Here is a 24,640-nt window from a genome sequence, read left to right on the forward strand (position 1 = left end):
GGCCTACCTCGATGATTCCCGGGCGGTGGGGTTTCCACCCCGCCCGCCCGGGGCGGTACGAGTGTCCGCTGACCGTGCTCAGCTGCCGGACAAGACCCTGACCAGGTCTTCCGCCGTCCGGCAGCGGTCCAGGAGTTCCTTGACGTGATTTCGCGTTCCGCGTAGCGGTTCCAGGGTTGGGACGCGCTGCAGGGAGTCGCGGCCCGGGAGGTCGAAGATGACCGAGTCCCAGGAGGCGGCCGCGACGTCGTCGGCGTACTGCTCCAGGCAGCGCCCGCGGAAGTACGCCCGTGTGTCCTCCGGCGGCTTCGTACGGGCCCGGTCGACCTCGGACTCGTCCAGGAGGCGCTTGATGCGTCCGCGGGCCACCAGACGGTTGTAGAGGCCCTTCTCGGGGCGTACGTCGGCGTACTGGAGGTCGACCAGGTGCAGCCGGGCGGCGTCCCAGTCGAGGTCGTCGCGGCGGCGGTAGCCCTCCATCAGCTCGCGCTTGGCGACCCAGTCCAGCTCGCCGGCCAGGCTCATGGGGTCGTTCTCCAGCCGGGTCAGGGTGTCCTCCCAGCGGCTGAGGACGTCCTTGGTCTGGTCGTCGGCGTCGGCGCCGTAGCGCTCCTCGACGTACTTGCGGGCCAGCTCGAAGTACTCCATCTGCAACTGGACCGCGGTGAGGGTGCGCCCGCTGCGCAGGGTGACCAGGCGCTTGAGCGACGGGTCGTGCGAGACCTGGTGCAGGGTGCGCACGGGCTGGTCCACGGCGAGGTCCACGGCGATGAAGCCGTCCTCGATCATGGACAGGACCAGCGCGGTGGTGCCCAGCTTGAGGTAGGTCGAGATCTCGGACAGGTTCGCGTCGCCGATGATCACGTGGAGCCGGCGGTACTTCTCGGCGTCCGCGTGCGGCTCGTCGCGAGTGTTGATGATGGGGCGCTTGAGCGTCGTCTCCAGGCCGACCTCGACCTCGAAGTAGTCCGCGCGCTGGCTGAGCTGGAAGCCGTGCTCGTGGCCGTCCTGGCCGATGCCGACGCGGCCGGCGCCGGCGAAGACCTGGCGGGAGACGAAGAAGGGCGTGAGGTGGCGCACGATGTCCGAGAAGGGGGTCTCCCGCTTCATCAGGTAGTTCTCGTGCGTGCCGTAGGAGGCGCCCTTGTTGTCGGTGTTGTTCTTGTAGAGGTGGATCGGCTGGGCGCCGGGAAGCTGTGCCGCCCGCTCGGCGGCCTCGGCCATGATCCGCTCGCCGGCCTTGTCCCACAGGACGGCGTCGCGGGGGTTGGTGACCTCGGGGGCGCTGTACTCGGGGTGGGCGTGGTCGACGTACAGGCGCGCGCCGTTGGTGAGGATCACATTGGCCAGGCCGATGTCCTCGTCGGTGAGCTGGCTGGCGTCGGCGGCCTCCCGGGCGAGGTCGAAGCCTCGTGCGTCCCGCAGCGGGTTCTCCTCCTCGAAGTCCCAGCGGGCCCGGCGGGCCCGGTGCATCGCCGCCGCGTAGGCGTTGACGATCTGGGACGAGGTGAGCATGGCATTGGCGTTGGGGTGGCCGGGGACGGAGATCCCGTACTCCGTCTCGATGCCCATTACTCGCCGTACGGTCATGCGGCCCTCCTTGCCCGGCGGCACCCTCGGTCGTGGGCGCCGCTCAAGTGCGCTGGCGCTCCGGTGCGTGTGCGGTGCCCGTCCCCGCACGGCGCGACTCGGCGGCAGGAACGAGCCTAGAACGCCTTTGCGCTGGTGGGGAGATCATTTGCGTCATTGGCTGCTCCGGTCGTGGCCGGAAAAACAGGCGGCTGCGGGTACCCGCCGAGGGCACCCGCAGCCGCCCTGCCGTTACAGGTACTGACCGGTGTTCGCCACCGTGTCGATGGAGCGTCCGGTGTCCGCGCCCTGCTTTCCGGTGATGAGGGTACGGATGTACACGATCCGTTCGCCCTTCTTTCCGGAGATGCGGGCCCAGTCGTCGGGGTTGGTGGTGTTGGGCAGGTCCTCGTTCTCCTTGAACTCGTCCACGCAGGCCTGGAGGAGGTGGGAGACGCGGAGGCCCTTCTGGGTCTTTTCCAGGAAGTCCTTGATCGCCATTTTCTTGGCGCGGCCCACGATGTTCTCGATCATGGCGCCGGAGTTGAAGTCCTTGAAGTAGAGGACTTCCTTGTCACCGTTGGCGTAGGTGACTTCCAGGAAGCGGTTCTCCTCGGATTCGGCGTACATCTGCTCGACCGCGGTCTGGATCATGCCCTGGACCGTGGCGGCCTTGTCCCCGCCGTGTTCGGCGAGGTCGTCGGCGTGCAGCGGGAGGCGCTCGGTGAGGTACTTGCCGAAGATGTCCTTCGCGGCCTCGGCGTCGGGACGCTCGATCTTGATCTTCACGTCGAGCCGGCCGGGACGCAGGATGGCGGGGTCGATCATGTCCTCGCGGTTGGAGGCGCCGATGACGACCACGTTCTGCAGGCCCTCGACACCGTCGATCTCGGCGAGCAGCTGGGGGACGATGGTGTTCTCCACGTCCGAGCTGACACCGGAGCCGCGGGTGCGGAAGAGGGATTCCATCTCGTCGAAGAAGACGATGACGGGGGTGCCCTCGCTGGCCTTCTCGCGGGCCCGCTGGAAGACCAGGCGGATCTGCCGCTCGGTCTCGCCGACGTACTTGTTGAGCAGCTCGGGGCCCTTGATGTTCAGGAAGAAGCTCTTGCCGGCGGCCTGGCCGGTGACCTCGGCGACCTTCTTGGCGAGCGAGTTCGCGACGGCCTTGGCGATGAGGGTCTTGCCGCAGCCGGGCGGGCCGTAGAGCAGGACGCCCTTGGGCGGGCGCAGCTCGTGCTCCTTGAACAGGTCGGGGTAGAGGTACGGCAGCTCGACCGCGTCGCGGATGGCCTCGATCTGGTTGCCGAGGCCGCCGATCTGTTCGTAGCCGATGTCGGGGACCTCTTCGAGGACCAGTTCCTCGACCTCGCTCTTGGGTACGACCTCGTAGACGTAGCCGGAGCGGGGTTCGAGCAGGAGGGCGTCACCGGCGCGGATGGTGGTGCCGAGCAGGGGTTCGGCGAGCCGGACCACCCGCTCCTCGTCGGTGTGCCCGAGTACGAGGGCGCGCTCGCCGTCCTCGAGGATCTCCTTGAGGGTGACGATGTCGCCGACGCGCTCGAACTCCATGGCCTCGACCACGTTGAGCGCTTCGTTGAGCATGACCTCCTGGCCGCGCCTCAGCTCGTCGAGTTCGACGCTGGGGCTGACGTTCACCCGGAGTTTGCGGCCGCCGGTGAAGATGTCGGCGGTGCCGTCCTCGTTGGCTTGCAGGAAGACACCGAAGCCGGCCGGCGGCTGGGCGAGCCGGTCGACCTCCTCCTTGAGGGCCACGATCTGGTCGCGGGCCTCGCGCAGGGTGTTGGCCAGCCGCTCGTTCTGGGCGGACACGCCGGCCAGGTTGGTCTGCAGCTCGACGATCCGCTCTTCGAGAATCCTCGTGTGACGCGGAGAGTCGGCGAGCTTGCGGCGCAGGACGGCGATCTCCTGCTCAAGGTAGGCGATCTGCCCGGCCGGGTCGTCGGACCCGCGTCCCGGGCGGATGCCGCGGTTCATGTCGTCGTCGTGGGCTGCCACGGTCCTCACCTCCTCCAAGGGGAGCTGGACGCTTCCAGACCCTACCTGGGTGGGTGTCGATTGAAACCCCTAGATCACAAAGACTGTCAAGGTGTGTCGTCGGTCACCCGCTGCACACTCCCTCGCACGGAGGGGATACCCACTCAACGTGAGGGGAAAGCAGCTTGTTCCATGCATCCTGTGGTCGAAACCCTTCGTGACTGGCCGGAGTTGTCCGTACGGGGACCGTTCGGCCGGGATCCGGGCAGCACACAGTGCGCTCGTACGATCATCACGTAGAGCGACGGTTCAGACGGACGGTGTGACTGCCGTGGCGGCTGGGGACGATCGGTCCGGCCGCCGGTGCTTCCCTCTCCCGGTCCGGCGCTGGTACCCGGGCGGCGACGGCCGGAAACCCCGGACGGCGCCCCATGGCCGAGAAGCGGCCGGAGGTAGGGTCGGGGGTGTTCAACGACCGCTGGTGCGGACCCGGCCGGCCCTCGGGGCGCCGGGACGTCCGGCGAACCGAAGGCAGGAGAGATGACCGTGCAGCAGGAGGCCCCGGGCGGCGAGGCGCTGGAGGTCTGGATCGACCAGGACCTGTGTACCGGCGACGGGATCTGTGCCCAGTACGCCCCGGAGGTGTTCGAGCTGGACATCGACGGGCTCGCCTATGTGAAGGGCGCGGACGACGAACTGCTCCAGGCGCCGGGGGCGACCGTGCCGGTGCCGCTGCCGCTGCTGACGGACGTGGTGGACTCGGCGAAGGAGTGTCCCGGCGAGTGCATCCACGTCCGCCGGGTTTCGGACAGGGTCGAGGTGTACGGGCCCGACGCGGAGTGAGTCACGGGCCCGGCGCCAGGTGAGTCCGGTTCAGACGCTGTGTGCCCCGGCGGGGGTGGAGCGGAGGAAGGCGTTCCCGTTCCACCGCCAGGTGGCCGGGGTCCGTGTGTCGGGGCAGCAACTGGGCACGGCGTCCGAGGAGTAGCCGAGCAGGGTGGCGGAGACCGCGCGCTCGTGTATGCCGAATTCGGTCACGGTGAGCCGCTCCTCGGGCCGGACCAGGGTGGCGACCACGCGGGCGGTGCGGCCGCCGGCGCCGCGGGTGAGGACGTAGACCCCGTCGGGCGGGGTGCCCATGGGGGCGTCGCAGTGGACCACGGCGATGGTTTCCGGCCGGTCGTCGCCGTCCAGGTCGCCGGTGGCCTTCTTGGCGACCACGGCTTTCACCGGCCCGCAGTCCAGGGGGAAGTCGACGCCGGTGGTGCTCGGCGGCGCGGCGGCGGGTCTGCCGTGGGAACCGGGGGCGGGCTGGACGGCCGTGGCCGGTTCGGGCCGGACGACCGAGGAGAGGGCCACGACACCCGCGAGGGCCGCGGCGGTGGCGACCCAGTGGATGGGCCGGGTCCGGGTGTGCGCGAGTTCCGGGACGGCGGATTGCTGCACGAGGAGTGTCTCCTGCGAGGGCGGTGCCGGTGGGATGGCCTGCATCGTGCCACACGTCACAGAGCGGGGGAACGGCGGGGTCCGCGCGCGGGAGGTCCCGGCCGGTGCCGGGTCAACGGACGGGCGCCGTGCCCGGGTTCCCGTCGTGGACGGGGAACTCGGGCACGGCGCCCTCGCGTTGCGGTGGGTGCGGGCCGGTCAGCGGCCGGCGCCGCCGTCGGCGTTGGGGCCGGCGTAGTCCTCGCCGTAGGCGCCCTTGGCGGGGCGGCGGCGGCGCATGGGCGGCTCGACGCCGTCCGCGAGGCGGCGGGCGGTGAGCAGGAAGCCGGTGTGGCCGATCATCCGGTGGTCCGGGCGGACCGCCAGGCCCTCGATGTGCCAGTTGCGGATCATGGTCTCCCAGGCGGTCGGCTCGTTGAAGCAGCCGATCTCCCGGATGGACTCCACGGTCCGGGCGAGCTGGGTGGTGGTGGCCACGTAGCAGCACAGGATGCCGCCGGGGACGAGCGCCTTGGAGACGGCCTCCAGGCACTCCCAGGGGGCGAGCATGTCGAGGATGACGCGGTCCACGTCGGTGTCGGACAGGTTGTCCTGGAGGTCGCCGACGGTGAGCTGCCAGGCGGGGTGCGGGCCGCCGAAGTAGCGCTCGACGTTCTGCCGGGCGATGTCGGCGAAGTCCTCGCGGCGCTCGTAGGAGTGCAGCATGCCCTGGTCGCCGATGGCGCGCAGCAGGAAGCTGCTGAGCGAACCGGAGCCGACGCCGGCCTCCACGACGCGGGCGCCGGGGAAGATGTCGGCGAAGGCGAGGATCTGCCCCGCGTCCTTCGGGTAGACGACGGCTGCCCCGCGGGGCATGGAGAGGACGTAGTCGGGGAGCAGGGGGCGCAGCGCGAGGTAGGCCACGTTGCCGGTGGTCCGGACAACGCTGCCCTCGGGAGCGCCGATCAGTTCGTCGTGCGGGAAGGAACCCTTGTGGGTGTGGAAGTTCTTTCCGGCTTCGAGCGTGAACGTGTAGTGGCGGCCCTTGGGGTCGGTCAGCTGTACCTGGTCCCCGACCTTGAAGGGCCCGCGCCTGCGGGCGGCACCGGTCGGTTCGGACATGTGACCAGCCTACCGGGTTCCCGCGGGGGGCTTGACCGTCGCCAGGGGGGCGTTACGACGCGGGCCGGGCCATCGCCCTGACGAAGGCCCGCTCGACGTCCGCCGCCGACAGGACGCCGTAGATCTCGCCGGTCTCCTCGACGACCAGGTATTCGGTGGCGGGGGTGGCGCGCAGCACGTCCAGGAGGTCCTCCCCGGCCAGCTCGGCGGAGACCCGCATGCCGTCGGTGAGCTCCTGGGCGAGGCCGCTGACGGCCACCCAGGGGCGGCGGTGTTCGGGTACGCCGACGATGGCGGCCTCGCGGACGAGGGAGACCGGGGTGCCGTCGGCGTCGACCACGACCAGGGCGCGGGCACCGGCGGCGTTGGCGCGGCGCAGCGCCTCGGAGAGCGGGGTGTCGTTCTCGACCGGCACGGCCCGCCGGGTGAGGGTGCGGGCGCGCAGTTCGGGGAGGTGTTCGCGCAGCCGGGCCATGCGCAGGCTGTTGCCGGCGCCGGTCCAGATGATCGCGGCGAGGATGGCGGCGAGCAGGGCGTCGGTGACGGTGTCCATGCCGCCGACGTCCTCCCCGCCGTCGCCGAGGACGCCGGAGGAGTTCAGCAGCGGCAGGCCGATCAGGACGGAGACGGCGAGGGCGCGGCCCACCCAGGCGGCGGCGATGGTGCCGCTCATCGGCTTGCCGGTGATCTTCCAGACGACAGCGCGGAGCATGCGGCCGCCGTCCAGGGGCAGGCCCGGGAGGAAGTTGAAGATCGCCACGATGAGGTTGGAGATCATCAGTCCGGCCAGCAGGACGCCCGGTACGGTGCCGGGCTCGACCGGTTTCATGGCGAGGTAGAACAGGCCGGCCAGCACCAGGGAGAGCAGCGGGCCGACGAAGGCGAGCACGAACTCCCGGCCGGGGGTCTCGGCCTCCTTCTCGATCTCCGAGACGCCGCCGAAGAACTGGAGCTGGATGCGGCGCACCGGGAGCTTGAAGCGGATCGCGGCGACCGTGTGGGCCAGCTCGTGGACCAGGACGGAGGCGTAGAAGGCGACCGCGAAGAAGAGGGAGACCAGGTAGCGGGCGGCGCCGAGTTCGGGCAGCACGCGGTCGAGCTGGCCGCCGAAGACCCAGGTGATCAGGGCGGCGACGAGGAACCAGCTCGGCGCGACGTAGACGGGCACGCCGAAGGGGCGGCCCATGAGGATGCCGCCGCCGGGACCGGGTTCCTTGGGCCGCGGGCCGGGCGGCCGCCCCTTGGCGATACCGGAGTGCGCGAAGGAGTGGTGCTGGCCGGGGGTGGGGGCGGGAGTGGGGGCGTGCCGGTCCGGTTGGGCCGGGGCGGGGGCCGCGGGCGGGGTGGTGTGGCCGGTGGAGCGGCTGTCGGAGGCGTCCGTGCCGTGGGCGGCGGGCCGCTCTCCGGGGGTGGGGGTGTCCGCGGGGCCTTCGGTGGTGGGCCGCTCCGGGCCGGAGGAGGTGCCCGCCGGGCCGTCGGCCACAGGCCGCTCTGCGGGCGTGGGGATGTCCGCCGGGCCTTCGGTGGTGGGCCGCTCCGGACCGGAGGAGGTGCCCGCCGGGCCGTCGGCCACGGGCCGCTCGCCGGGCGTGGGGGTGTCCGCGGGGCCTTCGGTGGTGGGCTGTTCCGGACCGGAGGGGGTGCCCTCGGGGCCGTCGGTCACGGGCCGCTCCGCGGCGGAGGGGGTGCCCTCGGGGCCGTCTTCGGTGGGGTCGGCGTTCGTTCGGGGTGCCGGGGCGGAGTCCTCCTCGGACGTGTTCCCCCGGGGCCCGGGGCCGCGGTGGTCGGTGGGTCCGGTCGCCGGGGCCGTAGGGTCCGCGGCGTCCTTGGCCGGCCTGTCGTCGCCGGACCGGGGCTGCCCGCTCCCGCCGCTCACGTCCACGGTGTCCCCTCGTTCGAAGCGTCTTCCGCACCTGCCTGGTCGGAAGGGTCTCGGGTCGATGGTATGCGCCCGTGGCGGCGCGTTCCGCCCCGGCACCCCTGGTGTTCGCCTGGCGGACGCCGGTGACGCGGGCGGCGGCCGGGGCGGCGCGCGGCCGCGACTGGGGCGCTGTCGGTGCCGGGCCGTATGGTCTGGGGCATGGACAGCAGCATCGACGAGGCAGTGACGCCGGAGGCGACAGACGCGGCCGGGGCGGGGACCGGCCCGGCGGCGGGCGGTGGCCCGGAGGGGGCCGCCGGCGAGCGCGGCGCCCTCGCGCCGGTCTCGCTGTCGCCGTCCCGGGCCAGTGACTTCATGCAGTGTCCGCTGCTGTACCGGTTCCGGGTGATCGACCGGCTGCCGGAGAAGCCGAGCGAGGCGGCGACCCGGGGCACGCTGGTGCACGCCGTGCTGGAGCGGCTGTTCGACGCGCCCGCCGGGGAGCGGACCGCGCCCCGGGCGAAGGCGCTGATCCCGGGGCAGTGGGACCGGCTGCGGGAGAGCCGTCCCGAGCTGACCGAGCTGTTCGCCGACGATCCGGAGGGCGAGCGGCTGGCCGGCTGGCTCGCCGAGGCGGAGCGGCTGGTGGAGCGCTGGTTCACGCTGGAGGACCCCACGCGGCTGGAGCCGGCCGAACGGGAGCTGTTCGTGGAGACCGAGCTGGACTCGGGGCTGCGGCTGCGCGGGATCATCGACCGGGTGGACGTGGCGCCGACCGGCGAGGTGCGGATCGTCGACTACAAGACGGGCAAGGCCCCGCGCCCGGAGTACGCCGAGGGCGCGCTCTTCCAGATGAAGTTCTACGCCCTGGTCGTCTGGCGGCTGAAGGGCGTCGTGCCGCGCCGGCTCCAGCTGGTGTACCTGGGCAGCGGGGACATGCTGACGTACGACCCGGTCCCGGCCGATCTGGAGCGGGTGGAGCGCAGGCTGCACGCGTTGTGGGAGGCCATCAGGCAGGCCACGGAGAGCGGGGACTGGCGGCCCCGGCCGACCAAGCTGTGCGGCTGGTGCGACCACCGGGCGCACTGTCCGGAGTTCGGCGGCACTCCCCCGCCCTATCCGCTGCCGGTTAGGGCGCCCGGGTCGCGGGCGGGGTGAGGCGGGGAACGGGGGCAGGGCAGAATGGGGCCGGACTAGCGAAGGAGTGTCACGTGGCCATCCGTGTCCTACTGGTCGACGACCAGCCCCTGCTGCGTACGGGTTTCCGGATGATCCTGGAGGCCGAGCAGGATCTCGCGGTCGTCGGCGAGGCCGGTGACGGTCTCCAGGCCCTCGACCAGGTACGAGCACTGCAACCGGATGTGGTGCTCATGGACATCCGGATGCCGCGGATGGACGGTGTGGAGGCCACCCGGCAGATCACCGGTCCCGGCCGGGACGGCCCGGCCAAGGTGCTGGTGCTGACCACCTTCGACCTGGACGAGTACGTGGTGGAGGCGCTGCGCGCCGGGGCGAGCGGCTTTCTGCTGAAGGACGCGCCCGCCAACGAGCTGGTGCAGGCGATCCGGGTGGTGGCGAACGGCGAGGCGATGCTCGCGCCGAGCATCACCCGGCGGCTGCTGGACAAGTACGCCACGCATCTGCCGTCCGGTGAGGAACCGGTGCCGGACACCCTGCACACGCTCACGGACCGTGAGGTGGAGGTGCTGAAGCTGGTGGCGCGCGGGCTGTCCAACGCGGAGATCGCGGCGGATCTGTTCGTCAGCGAGACGACGGTGAAGACGCATGTGGGCCATGTGCTGACCAAGCTGGGGCTCAGGGACCGGGTGCAGGCGGCGGTGTACGCGTACGAGAGCGGGCTGGTGCGTCCCGGCGCCCAGTAGGCGTCCGCCGGGCACGGTGTGTGACGACGGCGAAGGGCGCCCCTCTCCTTGTGGAGCGGGGCGCCCTTCGGCGTGTCCGGTGTCAGCTGCTCTTGCTGAGTTCCCAGAAGCGGAACACCGTGGAGGAGTCGAGGCAGTACTCCAGGCCGTACACGCCGTCGCGGACGACCGCGTACTGCTTGGCCTGCCAGACCGGCAGCACGGGCAGTTCGTCGGCGACGATGCTCTGGAGCTTGCCGAAGTCCTTGTCGGTGGCCGCGCGGTCGCTCTGCGCGGCGGTGCCGGGGAGCAGGGTTCCGGTGATGGTGCTGTTGTCGTAGTGGTTGTTCAGCACGTTGCCCTTGCCGAAGAAGGGGGCGGTGAAGTTGTCGGCGTCCGGGTAGTCCGGGATCCAGCCCTTCACATAGACGCCGTACTTGCCGGCGGCGATGTCCTTCTCGTACTGGTCGAAGGCGACGGACTTGACGTCGGCGTCGAACAGGCCGCTGGCGTTGAGCTGTTCGGCGATGGCCTTGAGCTCCTCGTCGGTGGCGGGGCCGTAGCGGGACGGCGTGGACCACAGGGTGAGCTTCACCTTGCCGGTGATGTCGTCGGCGCGCAGCGCGGCGGCGGCCTTGGCCTGGGAGGGCCGGGCGCCGTAGGTGTCGAAGAAGGCGGTGTTGTGGCCCGCGACACCGGCCGGGACGATCGAGTACAGCGGGGTGGCGGTGCCCTGGTAGACGTCCTTGATCAGGGCGTCGCGGTCGATGAGGTAGGCGATGGCCTTGCGGACGCCGAGCTTGCCGGCCACCGGGTCCTTCATGTTGAAGACCAGGTGCTGCACCTCGGCGCTGGTGCCCTCGATGACGTCGATGCCCTTGCTGTCGTTCTGCTGGTCGAGCTGGGTGATGTCGGCCGCGGTCAGGCCTCGGTAGGCGATGTCGATGTCGCCGCCGAGGAGGGCTTCCTTCAGCGCTGTGCGGTCGCCGTGGAAGAACTTCAGGGTGACGCCGGAGTTGTTCGGCTTGGCGCTGCCCTTGTAGTGGCCGTTGACGGAGAAGACGGCCTGGTCCTTGTCGAAGGAGTCCAGTTTGTAGGGGCCGGAGCCGATCGCCTGGTGGTCGGTGCGCAGGGCGTTCGCGTCGTACTGGCGGTGGTCCACGATGGAGCCGGCGCCGGAGGCGATCTTGCTGGGGAAGGTGGCGTCGGGCACCTTCAGGTGGAAGACGGCGGTCTTGGCGTCCGGTGTCTCGACCTTGTCGAGCATCGGGAACATCAGGGCGGGACCGGCCGGGTCGGCGATCTTCAGCATGCGGTCGAAGGTGAACTTCACGTCCTCGGAGGTGAGGTCGTCACCGTTGCTGAACTTCAGGCCGTCCTTCAGTTCGCACTTGTAGACCATGGCCCGGGTGTCGGTGAAGCCGCACTGCTTCGCCAGTTCGGGCTGGGGTTCGGTCGAGCCCTTGGGGAAGCTGAGCAGCGACTGGAAGACGTTGTTGAACAACAGCCAGGAGCCGGGGTCGTAGCCGGCCGCCGGGTCCGTGGCGAGGACGTCGTCGGACATCCCCATCACCACGGAGGAGCCGGTGCCCCCGGAGTCACCGGACTCGGATCCACAGCCGGTCAACAGGCCGGAGGCCAGCACCGCCGTGAGGGGCAGGACCGGCCACTGGTTGCGCAGGTTCACTCGAAGTGCCTTGTCGTCGGTTCGTCAGCCCGGGTCCGCCATCCCTGGACCCGGGCACCCGGGGCCGCACCGTGCGCGGCCCCGGGTCCGGGAGCCGTCAGCCGCTCACGCCGCGGCCGAGCTCCCACAGCTGGAGCGTGGAGGAGGAGTTGAGGGCGTAGGCCGTGCCCGTGATGTCGTCGCGGGCGGCGACGTACTGCTTGCCCTGCCACAGCGGCAGGACGGGGACGTCCTCGGCGACGGCGTCCTGGATGTCGGTCAGGCTCTTGGTCGCGCCGAGCCGGTCGGCCTCGCGGCGGGACTGCGGGATCAGCGTGCGCTGGATGGTGCTGTTGCTGTACGGCGAGCCGAGGAAGTTGTCCTTGTCCAGGAAGGGCGCGAGGAAGTTGTCGGCGTCCGGGAAGTCGGGGAACCAGCCCATGCCGTAGACGTCGTACTCGCCCTTCTGCTCGGCGGGCCGGAAGGTCGACCAGGGGTGGCCCTGGATGGTGACGTCGAACAGGCCGCTGTCGTTGAGCTGCTTCTGCAGGATCTCGAACTCCTGCTTGGTGGCCGAGCCGTAGTGGTCGGTCGTGTAGTGCAGGGTGAGCTTCACCGGGGTGGTGACGCCGGCCTTGGCGAGCAGGGACTTGGCCTTGTCGGCGCTGGGGTTGCCGTACTGGTTGAAGAACGAGTTGGAGTGGCCGGTGACGGTGGCCGGGACCAGCGAGTACAGGGGCTCGGCCTGGGTGCCGTAGACCTTGGAGACCAGTTCGCCGCGGTTGATGACCTGGGCCATGGCCTGGCGTACGGCCTTGTCCTTGACGCTGGTGGCGTTGGTGTTGAAGGCCAGGTAGCGGATCTCCAGGCCGGGCATGTCGACCAGGTCGACCTTCTCGTCGTCGCCGGTGTCCAGCTTCTGGATCTGCGCGGGCGACATGGTGCGGGTCATGACGTCGATGTCGCCCTTGTCGATCGCCTCGCCCATGGCGTCGGCGTCGGTGAAGGAGCGCAGTTCGACCTTGTCGTTGTTCACCGTCACATTGCCCTTGTAGGAAGGGTTCTTGGTGAAGGTGGCCGTGGTCATGGCGTCGTCGTCGACGTCGGCCTTGAAGGTGTACGGGCCGGAGCCGTCGATGTCGAAGCCCTCGCGGAGCTTGTCCTTCGGGTAGTCCTTCGGGTTGACGATGCCCGCGACCGGGGTGGACAGCTTGTACGGGAAGGTGGCGTCGGCGGTCTTCAGGTGGAAGACGACGTCGCGGTCGCCCTGCGTCTCGATCGTGTCGATGGTGTTCAGCAGGGCGGACACACCGCTGTCGGAGTTGATGCGCAGCACCCGCTCGATGGAGTACTTGACGTCCTCGGCGGTCACCGGGTCGCCGCCGGCGAACTTCAGGCCCTCGCGCAGCTTGCAGGCGTAGCGCTCGCTGCCGCTGTCGGTGAAGGAGCAGCTCTCGGCGGCGTCCGGGACGGGCTCGCCCTCGCCCTTGGGCTGCGCCATCAGGGTCTGCACGGACTGGCGCAGGATGTTCCACGTGCCGACGTCGTAGGCGTAGGCCGGGTCGAGGGGCGCGGGGGCTTCCTTGGTGGCCGCGAACCGGTCCGTGGTACCGACGACGATGGCGTCACCGCTCGTGCTCCCGCTGTCGGATCCGCCGCACGCGGCGAGAACCGGGGTGAGCAGGCCGGCCACCGCCGGCAGCACCAAAGTCTTGCGGTTCATGCGGGAGTTTCTCCAGAGCTGTTTCGGGTCCGTGTATCCGGCATGCGGGGGTGGTGCTTGGGGATCACGGGGGTTCTCGGCGGTGTTCTCGCGATGAGATTAGTCCGCACCCGCAGGGGGGTTCACGGCCGCGTGAGTTGACTCGCCATCACGCAGGGGAACCGGTCGCGGACACACCGAAAACCCGACAGCGGCAGGATTAGTGCAGCTTCCCATCAAACGGGACACAAGGGCACGTCCGAACCGCCTCCGAGGGGTCGGCCGACATGCCTCGGCAACGTTGTCGGGGCCCCGGCGAGTGGTGAACATCACACCTGGGGCCGTGCTTCCGGCCGATTGGATTCGGCCGTGCGGCCGACTCCGGACGGCTAGTGCGTTTCCGTCATCATGCCGCGCAGGAACGCCAGGTCGACTTCCTCCAAGGAGGAGACGACGGTGCGTCCCAGGGCCGGGCCGATGGGGGCGACGGAGGGGACGGCGACCACGCGGCAGCCGGCGGCCTCGGCCGCGGCGACCCCGGTGGCGGTGTCCTCGATCACGGCGCACCGGGCCGGGTCGGCGCCGAGTCCGGCGGCGGCGAGCAGATAGGGGTCCGGGAAGGGCTTGGTGCGGGAGACCTCGTCGCCGGCGATGGACAGGGTGAAGTGGTGCGGGCCCAGCACGGTCAGCACGCGGTCGATGATGCGGCGGTGGGAGGCGGAGACCAGGGCGGTGGGGATCTCGTGCGCGTGCAGTTCGGCGAGCAGCCGGGCGGCGCCGGGCATCAGCGGCAGTCCGCTGTCGATGCGGCTCTCGAAGCCCTCGTTGAGCAGTACGGTGAGTTCGGCGAGGCCGATGTCGGCGCCGGTGGCCTCGATGAGGAAGCCGGCGCTGCGGGCCATGGGGCCGCCGACCACGACATGGCGCCAGGTCTCGTCCAGGGTGTGTCCGAGGGAGGCGAAGACCTCGACCTCGACGTCCCACCAGAAGCCTTCGGAGTCCACCAGGGTGCCGTCCATGTCCAGCAGCACCGCTTGCAGGGCGGAGCCTTCGGCCGTACGGGTTCCTAGCGCGGGGACCGTGCTGGTCATCCGGCGCACCTCCTTGAGGGACGACCAGGCCGGTTCCCCGGTGGGGAACCGGCCTGCGGTGGACCGACCAGTGTACGACTTATCCGATCAGTGTGCCGAGTGAGATGTGCGTCACCGTGCGTTGAAGTACTTGGCTTCGGGGTGGTGGATCAGGATGGCGTCGGTGGACTGTTCGGGGTGGAGCTGGAACTCCTCGGACAGGTGGACGCCGATGCGTTCCGGGCGGAGCAGGTCGGCGATCTTGGCGCGGTCCTCCAGGTCGGGGCAGGCGCCGTAGCCGAGGGAGAACCGGGCGCCCCGGTACTTCAGGGCGAACATGTCCTCGATGTCGGCCGGGTCCTCGCCGCCGAAGCCGAGTTCGGCGCGTACCCGGGCGTGCCAGTACTCGGCGAGTGCCTCGGCCAGCTGTACCGACAGGCCGTGCAGTTCCAGGTAGTCGCGGTAGGCGTTGGCCTCGAACAGCTTCGCGGTCTCCTCGCCGATGCGTGAGCCGACGGTGACGACCTGGAAGCCGACGACATCGGTCTCGCCCGATTCCTGGGGGCGGAAGAAGTCGGCCAGGCACAGCCGCCGGCCCCGGCGCTGGCGGGGGAAGGTGAAGCGGGTGCGTTCGTTGCCGTGCTCGTCCAGGATGATCAGGTCGTCGTCCTTGGACACGCACGGGAAGTAGCCGTAGACCACCGCGGCCTCGAGGAGGTTGTCGGTCTGGAGGCGGTCCAGCAGGCCGCGCAGCCTGGGCCGGCCCTCGTTCTCGACCAGTTCCTCGTAGGTGGGGCCCTCGCCGGTGCGGGCCTGCTTCAGTCCCCACTGGCCCTTGAACAGCGCGCCCTCGTCCAGCCAGCTCGCGTAGTCCTTGAGCGGGATGCCCTTGACGATCCGGGTGTCCCAGAACGGCGGGGCGGGCACGGGGTTGTCGGTGGCGACGTCGGAGCGGACGGCGCCCTGCTCCGGCTTCTCCTCCGTCTGCGCGGTGGCCGTGGCGCGGACCCGGCGCTGGCGCAGTTCGGGGAGTTTGGCGCCGGGGACGCCGCGCTTGACGCCGATCAGGGCGTCCATCAGGTGCAGGCCCTCGAAGGCGTCCCGGGCGTAGCGGACCTCGCCCTCGTAGATCTCGTGCAGGTCCTGTTCGACGTAGGCGCGGGTGAGGGCGGCGCCGCCGAGGATGACGGGGAACCGGGCGGCCAGGCCGCGCTGGTTGAGTTCCTCCAGGTTCTCCTTCATGATCACGGTGGATTTCACCAGGAGCCCGGACATGCCGATCACGTCCGCGCGGTGTTCCTCGGCGGCCTCCAGGATCGCGGAGACGGGCTGCTTGATGCCGAGGTTGACCACGTTGTAGCCGTTGTTGGACAGGATGATGTCGACCAGGTTCTTGCCGATGTCGTGCACGTCGCCGCGCACGGTCGCCAGCACGATGGTGCCCTTGCCCTCGGCGTCCGACTTCTCCATGTGCGGTTCCAGGTAGGCCACCGCGGCCTTCATCACCTCGGCGGACTGCAGCACGAACGGCAGCTGCATCTGCCCGGAGCCGAACAGTTCCCCGACGACCTTCATCCCGTCGAGCAGGGTGTCGTTGACGATCTCCAGCGCCGGACGGTCCTGGAGGGCCGCGTCGAGGTCGGCCTCCAGGCCGTTGCGCTCACCGTCGATGATCCGCCGCTTGAGCCGTTCCTCCAGCGGCAGCGCGGCCAGTTCCTCGGCCTTGCCCGCCTTCAGGGACTTCGCGGTGGCGCCCTCGAAGAGCTGCATGAGCTTCTGCAGCGGGTCGTAGCCCTCGCTGCGGCGGTCGTAGATGAGGTCGAGGGCGGTGGTGACCTCTTCCTCGCTGAACCGGGCGATCGGCAGGATCTTGCTGGCGTGCACGATCGCCGAGTCCAGACCCGCCTTGACGCACTCGTCCAGGAACACCGAGTTCAGCAGGATCCGCGCGGCCGGGTTCAGGCCGAAGGAGATGTTCGACAGGCCCAGTGTGGTCTGCACCGCCGGGTGGCGCCGCTTCAGCTCGCGGATCGCCTCGATGGTGGCGATGCCGTCCTTGCGGGACTCCTCCTGACCGGTGCAGATGGTGAAGGTCAGGGTGTCGATGAGGATGTCCTCCTCGCGGATGCCCCAGTTCCCGGTCAGGTCCGCGATCAGCCGTTCCGCGATCTCGACCTTCTTCTCCGGGGTGCGGGCCTGGCCCTCCTCGTCGATGGTCAGCGCGATCAGCGCCGCGCCGTGCTCCCGGGCCAGCCGGGTGACCTGCGTGAACCGGGAGTCGGGGCCGTCGCCGTCCTCGTAGTTCACCGAGTTGATCACGGCGCGGCCGCCGAGCTTCTCCAGGCCCGCCCGGATCACGTCGACCTCGGTGGAGTCCAGCACGATGGGCAGCGTAGAGGCGGTGGCGAAGCGGCCCGCCAGTTCCTCCATGTCCGCGACACCGTCCCGGCCGACGTAGTCCACGCACAGGTCGAGCATGTGCGCGCCCTCGCGGATCTGCTCCCGGGCCATCTCCACGCAGTCGTCCCAGCGGCCCTCCAGCATCGCCTCGCGGAACTTCTTCGACCCGTTGGCGTTCGTCCGCTCGCCGATGGCCAGGTAGGAGGTGTCCTGCCGGAAGGGGACGGACTGGTAGAGGGAGGCCGCGCCCGGTTCGGGGCGGGGGTCGCGCTCGGGCGGGGTGACGCCCCGGACCCGCTCCACGACCTGGCGCAGGTGCTCGGGCGTGGTGCCGCAGCAGCCGCCGACCAGCGACAGGCCGTACTCGCGGACGAAGGTCTCCTGGGCGTCGGCCAGCTCCGGCGCGGTCAGCGGGTAGTGGGCGCCGTCCTTGCCGAGGACCGGCAGGCCCGCGTTGGGCATGCAGGACAGCGGGATGCGGGCGTTGCGGGCGAGGTAGCGCAGGTGCTCGCTCATCTCGGCCGGGCCGGTGGCGCAGTTCAGGCCGATCATGTCGATGCCGAGCGGTTCCAGCGCGGTCAGCGCCGCGCCGATCTCCGAGCCCAGCAGCATGGTGCCGGTGGTCTCGACCGTCACCGACACGATCACCGGCACGTCCAGGCCCAGGGCCTCGATGCCGCGCCGGGCGCCGAGGACGGCGGCCTTGGTCTGGAGCAGGTCCTGGGTGGTCTCCACCAGCAGGGCGTCGGCGCCGCCGGTGAGCAGGCCCTCGGCGTTTTGCTGGTAGGCGTCGCGCAGGGTGGCGTAGGGGGCGTGGCCCAGGGTGGGCAGCTTGGTGCCCGGGCCCATGGAGCCCAGCACCCAGCGCGGCCGGCCGTCCCGTGCGGTGAACTCGTCGGCGGTCTCCCGGGCCACCCGGGCGCCGGCCTGCGAGAGCTCGTGGACCCGGTCGGAGATGTCGTACTCGCCGAGCGCGGAATGGTTGGCGCCGAACGTGTTCGTCTCCACGCAGTCCACGCCGACGGCGAAGTACGCCTCGTGGACGGAGCGGACGATGTCGGGGCGGGTCAGGTTGAGGATCTCGTTGCAGCCCTCGAGGTTCTCGAAGTCCTCGAGGGTGGGCTCCTGGGCCTGGAGCATCGTGCCCATGGCTCCGTCGGCGACCACCACACGGGTGGCGAGCGCCTCGCGGAGCGCGGACACACGGGCCCGGCTGTCGGCGGAAGGGGACGTTGGCGACGAGGCCATGTAAGGGCTCCCTGGGATGCGACGGCTGTCGGCTATGCGGCTTCCCCGGACGGGCGGGGCTTGCCGCACGGCGTCAGGGTAACCGGGAGTCGGCTTGGATGGGCACCACGTCCACGAGGCGGACGTGAGTGGCCTGAATGTCACGCATGGATCTCGTGTGATGTAACAGGTGGCGTCCGACCATTAGCGGGAGGTCGGCATGGACCGGTAGTGTTCGGCATTGCCGAACGGTGACTGCGCGCTACGCAGTCGAAGGGGACGGAGGCAGGACGGCGATGGCACGGAACATCCAGTCGCTCGAACGGGCGGCGGCGATGCTGCGGCTGCTCGCGGGCGGCGAACGGCGGCTGGGGCTGTCGGACATCGCCTCGTCGCTGGGTCTCGCCAAGGGCACGGCGCACGGCATCCTGCGCACCCTCCAGCAGGAGGGGTTCGTGGAGCAGGACGACGCCTCCGGCCGCTATCAGCTGGGCGCGGAGCTGCTGCGCCTGGGCACCACCTACCTGGACGTGCACGAGCTGCGCGCGCGGGCCCTGGTGTGGGCGGACGACCTGGCCCGCTCCAGCGGGGAGAGCGTGTACCTGGGGGTGCTGCACCAGCAGGGGGTGCTGATCGTGCACCACGTCTTCCGGCCCGACGACAGCCGGCAGGTGCTGGAGATCGGGGCGATGCAGCCGCTGCACTCCACGGCGCTGGGCAAGGTGCTCTCGGCGTACGACCCGGTGGCGCACAGCGAGGCGCTGGAGGCCGACCGCAAGCCGTTCACCGACCGCACGGTGTGCGACGCCGCCGGTTTCGAGCACATCCTCGACCTCACGCGCGCGCGGGGCTACGCGGCCGATGTGGAGGAGACCTGGGAGGGCGTGGCCTCGATCGCCGCGCCCATCCACGACCGGCGCCGCATGCCGGTGGGCGCGGTCGGCATCACGGGAGCGGTGGAGCGGCTGTGCCGGGAGGGCGAGCTGCGCCCGGAGCTGATCGCGGCGGTGCGGGACTGTGCCCGCGCGGTGTCGCGGGACCTGGGCGCCGGGCGGTTCTGAGGCGGGCCGGGGCAGGCCCCGCGAGCGAGGCGCACGCATACGGGAAACAGCCGGGACGTCGGGCGACGTTCCGGCTGTCGATCTACCCTGAAACGGACAAAAAGTCCTATATCGTACGTCCAGGCGCGAAGCTCGATAACCCGCAGCGATCAATAACGATCCTGTTTCCGATAACAGAACCCTTGACGCACGGGTAACGCCGAACAAGACTCCCGTCCATCGGTCGGCATTGTCGAACACCTACCGGCAATACGCGCTAGAGTGTGACAACGCCAAGGGCCGGCATCGCTCTCACCCACGAGGGCGCCAGAACCACCGGAGGGACCCGGGGTTCGGCTACCCCTGGACGAAGGACAAAGGAGTCGCGGGTGTCCAGCTCCGACATCTTCATCGGCGAGACCATCGGTACCGCCATACTCATCCTGCTCGGCGGCGGTGTCTGTGCCGCCGTCACGCTGAAGGCCTCCAAGGCCCGCAACGCCGGCTGGCTCGCCATCGCCTTCGGGTGGGGCTTCGCCGTCATGACGGCCGCGTACATCTCCGGGCCGCTGTCCGGCGCGCACCTCAACCCGGCCCTCACCGTCGCCCTGGCCATCAAGGACGGCGACTGGAGCAACGTTCCGACCTACTTCGCCGGTCAGCTGCTGGGTGCCGTCATCGGCGCCGTCCTGGTGTGGGTCGCCTACTACGGCCAGTTCCTCGCCCACCTGACGGACAAGGAGATCGTCGGCGGCCCCGGCGCGCAGACCACCTCGGCCAAGGCCGTCGAGGCCCAGGAGAAGGGCGCCGGCCCGGTCCTCGGCATCTTCTCCACCGGTCCGGAGATCCGGAACGTGGCGCAGAACCTCGCCACGGAGATCATCGGCACCGTCGTGCTGATCCTCGCCGTCCTCACCCAGGGCCTGAACGACCAGGGCAACGGCCTCGGCGTCCTCGGCGGTCTGATCACCGCGCTCGTGGTGGTCTCCATCGGTCTGTCGCTGGGCGGTCCGACGGGCTACGCGATCAACCCGGCCCGCGACCTCGGCCCGCGCATCGTGCACGCCCTGCTGCCGCTGCCCAACAAGGGCGGTTCCGACTGGTCCTACGCCTGGATCCCGGTGGTCGGTCCGCTGGCCGGCGGCGCGATCGCGGCGGGCATCTACAACCTCGCCTTCGCCTAGGAAGCTTGCGGAGAGCACCGAGACTTCGCGCGCACGCCGCACGCACAGCCCCAACACCACGGACTTCCAGGAGCACACAGTGACCGACGCCCACACCGCAGGCCCCTTCATCGCGGCGATCGACCAGGGCACCACCTCCTCCCGCTGCATCGTCTTCGACCGGGACGGCCGCATCGTCGCCGTCGACCAGAAGGAGCACGAGCAGATCTTCCCCAAGCCCGGCTGGGTCGAGCACGACGCCAACGAGATCTGGACCAACGTCCAGGAGGTCGTCGCCGGCGCCGTGGCCAAGGCCGGCATCACCCGGGACGACATCAAGGCCATCGGCATCACCAACCAGCGCGAGACCACCGTGCTGTGGGACAAGAACACCGGTGAGCCCGTCCACAACGCCATCGTCTGGCAGGACACCCGCACCGACGCCCTGTGCCGGGAGCTGGGCCGCAACGTCGGCCAGGACCGCTTCCGCCGGGAGACCGGCCTGCCGCTCGCGTCGTACTTCGCCGGGCCCAAGGCCCGCTGGCTGCTCGACAACGTCGAGGGCCTGCGCGAGCGCGCCGAGGCCGGCGACATCCTCTTCGGCACCATGGACACCTGGGTCATCTGGAACCTGACCGGCGGGGTGAACGGCGGCCGGCACGTCACCGACGTCACCAACGCCTCGCGCACCCTGCTGATGAACCTGCACACGATGCGGTGGGACGACAAGATCTGCGAGTCCATCGGCGTGCCGGAGCAGATCCTGCCCGAGATCCGCTCCTCCGCCGAGGTCTACGGCGAGATCAGCGGCGGCCGCCTGGGCGAGCTGCTCGGCGGCATCCCGGTCGCCTCCGCGCTCGGCGACCAGCAGGCGGCCCTTTTCGGCCAGTGCTGTTTCTCCGAGGGCGAGACCAAGTCGACCTACGGCACCGGCACCTTCATGGTGATGAACACCGGCGAGAAGATCATCAACTCCTACGCCGGTCTGCTCACCACCGTCGGCTACAAGATCGGCGACCAGCCGACCGTGTACGCCCTGGAGGGCTCGATCGCCGTCACCGGCTCGCTGGTGCAGTGGATGCGCGACCAGATGGGCCTGATCTCCACCGCCGCCGAGATCGAGACGCTCGCGCTCTCGGTCGAGGACAACGGCGGCGCGTACTTCGTGCCGGCCTTCTCCGGCCTGTTCGCCCCGCACTGGCGCTCCGACGCGCGCGGGGTGATCGCCGGCCTGACCCGGTACGTGACCAAGGCGCACCTCGCGCGCGCCGTCCTCGAGGCCACCGCCTGGCAGACGCGGGAGATCGCCGACGCCATGGTGAAGGACTCCGGCGACGAGCTGGTGACCCTCAAGGTGGACGGCGGCATGACCGCCAACAACCTGCTGATGCAGACCCTGGCCGACGTCCTGGACGCGCCGGTGGTGCGCCCGATGGTCGCCGAGACCACCTGCCTCGGCGCCGCCTACGCCGCCGGTCTCGCCGTCGGCTTCTGGTCCAGCACCGACGACCTGCGCGCCAACTGGCGCCGGGCCGCCGAGTGGACCCCCCGCATGGACGCGGAGACCCGCGCCCGTGAGTACAAGAACTGGCTCAAGGCCGTCGACCGGACCATGGGCTGGCTCGACGACGAGAGCTGAGCGGTTCAACCGGCTCAGTCAGCTCTGACGAGGAGTAAGTACCCGACATGACCAGTCAGTCCACCCTGCAGTCCGTGCCTGCCCTGGGGACGCGCCCGGCCTCCGGCTCCAACCCGAGCCGCGCCGAGACCAGGGAGCAGCTCTCCAAGGCGTCGTACGACCTTCTTGTGATCGGCGGCGGCATCCTGGGCATCTCCACCGCCTGGCACGCCGCGCAGTCCGGGCTCAGGGTGGCCCTGGTCGACGCCGGCGACTTCGCCGGTGCCACCTCCTCCGCCTCCTCCAAGCTGCTCCACGGCGGCCTGCGTTACCTGCAGACCGGCGCGGTGAAGCTGGTGGCGGAGAACCACTTCGAGCGCCGGGCGGTCTCCCGCCAGGTGGCCCCCCACCTGGCGAACCCGCTCACCTTCTACCTGCCGGTGTACAAGGGCGGCCCGCACGGCGCGGCCAAGCTCGGCGCGGGCGTCTTCGCCTACTCGGCGCTGTCCGCGTTCGGCGACGGCGTCGGCCACCTGCTCTCGCCGGCCAAGGCGGCGCAGGACGTGCCCGAGCTGCGCACCGAGAACCTCAAGGCCGTGGCCGTGTACGGCGACGACCAGATGAACGACGCGCGCATGGCGCTGATGACGGTCCGCGCGGCCGTCGAGGCGGGCGCGGTCGTCCTCAACCACGCCGAGGTCACCGGGCTGCGCTTCACCCAGGGCCGGGTGACCGGCGCGGACCTGAGGGACCGGCTGTCCGGCGAGGAGTTCGGCGTGAACGCCCGCCTGGTGCTGAACGCGACCGGCCCGTGGGTCGACCACCTGCGCAGGATGGAGGACCCGAACGCGGCGCCGTCCATCCGGCTGTCCAAGGGCGCGCACCTGGTCCTGAAGCGCACCTCCCCCTGGAAGGCCGCGCTGGCCACGCCCATCGACAAGTACCGCATCACCTTCGCCCTCCCCTGGGAGGACATGCTGCTGCTCGGCACCACCGACGAGGAGTACGAGGGCGACCCGGCGGACGTGTCCGTCAATGACAAGGACATAGCCCAGATCCTGGACGAGGCCGCGTTCTCCGTCCGGGACCAGCAGCTGCGGCGCGAGCTGATCACCTACGCGTTCGCCGGTCTGCGGGTGCTGCCGGGCGGCCCCGGTGACACCGCCAAGGCCAAGCGGGAGACCGTGGTGACCGAGGGCAAGGGCGGCATGCTGTCCGTCGCGGGCGGCAAGTGGACGACGTTCCGTCACATCGGCCGCACGATCATGAAGAAGCTCGAGGCGCTGCCGGGCCACCCGCTCGGCGACGACTTCGAACCGATCTCCTCGCTGCCGAAGAAGCTGCCGCTGCCCGGTGTCGCCAACCCGCGCGCGGTCGCCCACCGGCTGCTGGTCGACGCCCCGGCGCCCGGTCCGCGCATGGCCGCCGACACCGCCAGGCACCTGGCCACCCACTACGGTTCGCTGGCCTTCGACATCGCCCGGCTGGCGAACGAGAACCCGGAGCTGGCCGAGCGCGTCCACCCCGACGCCCCGGAGATCTGGGCGCAGGTGGTGTGGGCCCGTGACCACGAGTGGGCCGAGACGCCGGACGACGTGCTGCGCCGCCGCACCACGCTGACCATCCGGGGCCTGGCCACGGACGAGGTCCGGGCGAAGGTCCAGGAGGTCCTGGACGGGAAGTAGGCCCGCTCGCGAGGGACGGGCCGCGTCCGCGGGGGCGCCTCCGGCCGGGGAGGCGCCCCCGCGCGCGTCCGCGTCCCTCGGCTGTGAGTCCGGCGCGCCCGCGTGTTCAGCGGTGGTGAACGGGGCAGTGATCCGTTCACTCCCCCGTGCAAGGGGGCTGCGGGCGCCCCCGCGGGACGCCGTAAGGTTGGTGGGTCAAGCGAGGGCACGTCGGAAGGAGGCACTGGGTGATCGAGCTGGAGGGGGTTCCCGAGCTGATCGACCCAGTCATGGTGGCCGCGTTCGAGGGCTGGAACGATGCCGGCGACGCCGCCTCCACGGCGGTCGCGCACCTGGAACGCGAATGGAAGGGCGAGGTGTTCGCGGCGCTGGACGCCGAGGACTACTACGACTTCCAGGTGAACCGTCCCACGGTGTTCATGGACGGCGGTGTGCGCAAGATCACCTGGCCGACGACGAGGTTGTCGGTGGTCCGGGTCGGCGGCGACAAGCCGCGCGACCTGGTGCTGGTCCGGGGCATCGAGCCGTCCATGCGGTGGCGTTCGTTCTGCAACGAGCTGCTCGGCTTCGCGCACGAGCTGGGCGTGGAGCTGGTGGTCATCCTGGGCGCCCTGCTCGGTGACACCCCGCACACGCGTCCGGTCCCGGTCAGCGGGGTCACGTCCGACCCGGACCTGGCCCGCCGCATGGACCTGGAGGAGACCAAGTACGAGGGACCGACGGGCATCGTCGGCGTCCTTCAGGAGGCGTGCACGCACGCGGGCGTCCCGGCGGTCTCGCTGTGGGCGGCCGTACCGCACTACGTCTCCCAGCCGCCCAACCCCAAGGCCACGCTGGCGCTGCTCAACCGGCTGGAGGACCTGCTGGACCTGCGGATCCCGCAGGGCGAGCTGCCCGAGGACGCGCGGGCCTGGCAGGTGGGCGTGGACCAGCTGGCGGCGGAGGACAGCGAGGTCGCCGAGTACGTCCAGACGCTGGAGGAGGCCCGGGACACCGCGGAGCTGCCGGAGGCGTCCGGTGAGGCGATCGCCCGGGAGTTCGAGCGGTATCTGCGGCGCCGGGACGTGGGTCCTCCGGGCGGGAAGCCCAGGCCGCCCGCCTCCGGCGGCGGGGGCAAGGAGGAGGACGAGGACGGCCCGGAGGGCTGAGGGAGCCTGAGGGTACGGAAGAGGGGCGGTTCCTTCCCGGGAACCGCCCCTCTTCTTCCGTTGTGAGCGACTGCCCCGGTAGGA

At 70.5% G+C, this 24,640-nt stretch carries 17 protein-coding genes; 8 read left to right on the top strand and 9 right to left on the bottom strand.

Annotation, left to right across the window (positions count from 1 at the left end; translation table 11 throughout):
* Positions 1-78 precede the first annotated feature (78 nt).
* Both dop and arc read right to left on the bottom strand, forming a co-directional pair.
* Complete coding sequence (gene dop / locus IE251_RS23470; protein ID WP_342450966.1) at positions 79-1,590, bottom strand: depupylase/deamidase Dop; 1,512 nt, start codon at positions 1,588-1,590, stop codon at positions 79-81.
* A gap of 231 nt (positions 1,591-1,821) precedes the next feature.
* Positions 1,822-3,588, bottom strand: a complete 1,767-nt coding sequence (arc, locus tag IE251_RS23475; RefSeq protein WP_189754973.1) for a proteasome ATPase — start codon at positions 3,586-3,588, stop codon at positions 1,822-1,824.
* 519 nt (positions 3,589-4,107) lie between these two features.
* Between arc and IE251_RS23480 the strand changes: the two genes are divergently transcribed.
* On the top strand, positions 4,108-4,410 hold the full coding sequence (locus IE251_RS23480; protein WP_059248384.1) for a ferredoxin: 303 nt from the start codon (positions 4,108-4,110) through the stop codon (positions 4,408-4,410).
* 30 nt (positions 4,411-4,440) lie between these two features.
* On the opposite strand, the gene IE251_RS23485 is transcribed toward IE251_RS23480, so the two are convergent.
* The 3 genes from IE251_RS23485 to IE251_RS23495 form a co-directional block, all read right to left on the bottom strand.
* A complete protein-coding gene (locus IE251_RS23485) occupies positions 4,441-5,013 on the bottom strand; it encodes a hypothetical protein (protein ID WP_189754974.1) in 573 nt (190 codons plus the stop codon).
* Between the two features lie 198 nt (positions 5,014-5,211).
* Positions 5,212-6,114: a tRNA (adenine-N1)-methyltransferase gene (locus tag IE251_RS23490; RefSeq protein ID WP_014671696.1), complete on the bottom strand. Its 903-nt coding sequence runs from the start codon at positions 6,112-6,114 to the stop codon at positions 5,212-5,214.
* Between the two features lie 52 nt (positions 6,115-6,166).
* Positions 6,167-7,777 carry a site-2 protease family protein gene (locus IE251_RS23495; protein ID WP_373302041.1) on the bottom strand — a complete coding sequence of 537 codons (1,611 nt, stop codon included), beginning with the start codon at positions 7,775-7,777 and terminating at the stop codon, positions 6,167-6,169.
* 417 nt (positions 7,778-8,194) lie between these two features.
* Between IE251_RS23495 and IE251_RS23500 the strand changes: the two genes are divergently transcribed.
* Both IE251_RS23500 and IE251_RS23505 read left to right on the top strand, forming a co-directional pair.
* On the top strand, positions 8,195-9,133 hold the full coding sequence (locus IE251_RS23500; RefSeq protein ID WP_229896902.1) for a RecB family exonuclease: 939 nt from the start codon (positions 8,195-8,197) through the stop codon (positions 9,131-9,133).
* A 53-nt stretch (positions 9,134-9,186) separates the two neighbouring features.
* Positions 9,187-9,858 carry a response regulator gene (locus tag IE251_RS23505; RefSeq protein WP_030781365.1) on the top strand — a complete coding sequence of 224 codons (672 nt, stop codon included), beginning with the start codon at positions 9,187-9,189 and terminating at the stop codon, positions 9,856-9,858.
* An 82-nt stretch (positions 9,859-9,940) separates the two neighbouring features.
* Here the strand turns inward: IE251_RS23505 and IE251_RS23510 are convergent, their stop codons facing one another.
* From IE251_RS23510 to metH, 4 genes are all read right to left on the bottom strand, one after another.
* Positions 9,941-11,524: an ABC transporter substrate-binding protein gene (locus tag IE251_RS23510; RefSeq protein WP_189754977.1), complete on the bottom strand. Its 1,584-nt coding sequence runs from the start codon at positions 11,522-11,524 to the stop codon at positions 9,941-9,943.
* 97 nt (positions 11,525-11,621) lie between these two features.
* Complete coding sequence (locus IE251_RS23515; RefSeq protein WP_189754978.1) at positions 11,622-13,226, bottom strand: ABC transporter substrate-binding protein; 1,605 nt, start codon at positions 13,224-13,226, stop codon at positions 11,622-11,624.
* Between the two features lie 368 nt (positions 13,227-13,594).
* A complete protein-coding gene (locus tag IE251_RS23520; RefSeq protein ID WP_189754979.1) occupies positions 13,595-14,296 on the bottom strand; it encodes an HAD family hydrolase in 702 nt (233 codons plus the stop codon).
* A 111-nt stretch (positions 14,297-14,407) separates the two neighbouring features.
* The gene (metH, locus tag IE251_RS23525) at positions 14,408-17,923 is read right to left on the bottom strand and encodes a methionine synthase (RefSeq protein ID WP_189754980.1); all 3,516 of its coding nucleotides are present in this window, start codon (positions 17,921-17,923) and stop codon (positions 14,408-14,410) included.
* Positions 17,924-18,198: 275 nt separating this feature from the next.
* Here metH and IE251_RS23530 point away from each other — a divergent pair, with 275 nt between their 5' ends.
* From IE251_RS23530 to IE251_RS23550, 5 genes are all read left to right on the top strand, one after another.
* Positions 18,199-18,963 (top strand): IclR family transcriptional regulator, encoded by a 765-nt coding sequence (locus tag IE251_RS23530; protein ID WP_030781376.1) that lies wholly within the window; start codon positions 18,199-18,201, stop codon positions 18,961-18,963.
* 368 nt (positions 18,964-19,331) lie between these two features.
* Positions 19,332-20,126 (top strand): MIP/aquaporin family protein, encoded by a 795-nt coding sequence (locus tag IE251_RS23535; RefSeq protein ID WP_189754981.1) that lies wholly within the window; start codon positions 19,332-19,334, stop codon positions 20,124-20,126.
* 79 nt (positions 20,127-20,205) lie between these two features.
* Complete coding sequence (gene glpK, locus IE251_RS23540) at positions 20,206-21,744, top strand: glycerol kinase GlpK (RefSeq protein WP_189754982.1); 1,539 nt, start codon at positions 20,206-20,208, stop codon at positions 21,742-21,744.
* A 47-nt stretch (positions 21,745-21,791) separates the two neighbouring features.
* Complete coding sequence (locus IE251_RS23545) at positions 21,792-23,408, top strand: glycerol-3-phosphate dehydrogenase/oxidase (RefSeq protein ID WP_030781385.1); 1,617 nt, start codon at positions 21,792-21,794, stop codon at positions 23,406-23,408.
* A 227-nt stretch (positions 23,409-23,635) separates the two neighbouring features.
* On the top strand, positions 23,636-24,556 hold the full coding sequence (locus tag IE251_RS23550) for a PAC2 family protein (protein ID WP_189754983.1): 921 nt from the start codon (positions 23,636-23,638) through the stop codon (positions 24,554-24,556).
* The last annotated feature ends 84 nt before the right edge of the window (positions 24,557-24,640 follow it).

Origin of the sequence: Streptomyces eurythermus, from assembly GCF_014649115.1 — a bacterium.
Lineage (GTDB): Bacteria > Actinomycetota > Actinomycetes > Streptomycetales > Streptomycetaceae > Streptomyces > Streptomyces eurythermus.

Bases quoted from the DNA above. Each gene is read 5' to 3' on its own strand.
- dop (WP_342450966.1), bottom strand. From the start codon at position 1,590: ATGACCGTACGGCGAGTAATGGGCATCGAGACGGAGTACGGGATCTCC.
- IE251_RS23480 (WP_059248384.1), top strand. From the start codon at position 4,108: ATGACCGTGCAGCAGGAGGCCCCGGGCGGCGAGGCGCTGGAGGTCTGG.
- IE251_RS23490 (WP_014671696.1), bottom strand. From the start codon at position 6,114: ATGTCCGAACCGACCGGTGCCGCCCGCAGGCGCGGGCCCTTCAAGGTC.
- IE251_RS23500 (WP_229896902.1), top strand. From the start codon at position 8,195: ATGGACAGCAGCATCGACGAGGCAGTGACGCCGGAGGCGACAGACGCG.
- IE251_RS23515 (WP_189754978.1), bottom strand. From the start codon at position 13,226: ATGAACCGCAAGACTTTGGTGCTGCCGGCGGTGGCCGGCCTGCTCACC.
- IE251_RS23520 (WP_189754979.1), bottom strand. From the start codon at position 14,296: ATGACCAGCACGGTCCCCGCGCTAGGAACCCGTACGGCCGAAGGCTCC.
- metH (WP_189754980.1), bottom strand. From the start codon at position 17,923: ATGGCCTCGTCGCCAACGTCCCCTTCCGCCGACAGCCGGGCCCGTGTG.
- IE251_RS23530 (WP_030781376.1), top strand. From the start codon at position 18,199: ATGGCACGGAACATCCAGTCGCTCGAACGGGCGGCGGCGATGCTGCGG.
- IE251_RS23545 (WP_030781385.1), top strand. From the start codon at position 21,792: ATGACCAGTCAGTCCACCCTGCAGTCCGTGCCTGCCCTGGGGACGCGC.